Annotated in this window: 1 protein-coding gene; it reads left to right on the plus strand. The window is 71.6% G+C overall.

Going from position 1 to position 236, the window contains the following annotated elements; genetic code table 11:
* Positions 1-79 precede the first annotated feature (79 nt).
* The gene (locus ACQG3P_RS23760; RefSeq protein WP_426806422.1) at positions 80-205 is read left to right on the plus strand and encodes a hypothetical protein; all 126 of its coding nucleotides are present in this window, start codon (positions 80-82) and stop codon (positions 203-205) included.
* Positions 206-236: the final 31 nt, after the last annotated feature.

The following is a 236-nucleotide window of genomic DNA, read 5'->3' on the forward strand; positions in this document are numbered from 1 at the left end:
CCGCATTCCCCCAGGCGCGCTCCCCCGGTCGCGCGTTTTGCCTCAGCGCCATGCCGCCAATCGGTTCCGGAGCTATGCCATGAGCTTCACCGACCGCCTCGCCCCCCTCCGCGCCCAGCCCGTCACCCGCCTCACCGCCGGCCTGGATGACGCCACCCTTGAACGACTGGCTGCCGGCCACCCGCAGCTGGTGGCAGCCGTATAGGCCGCAGCCGCCGAATTCGAGAGCGTCAGCG

The organism is Stenotrophomonas sp. SrG, assembly GCF_050031795.1.
GTDB classification, from domain to species: Bacteria; Pseudomonadota; Gammaproteobacteria; order Xanthomonadales; family Xanthomonadaceae; genus Stenotrophomonas; species Stenotrophomonas rhizophila_A.

What these genes read in the sequence shown, in the direction of transcription:
- ACQG3P_RS23760 (WP_426806422.1), top strand. Translation starts at nt 80, where the DNA reads ATGAGCTTCACCGACCGCCTCGCCCCCCTCCGCGCCCAGCCCGTCACC.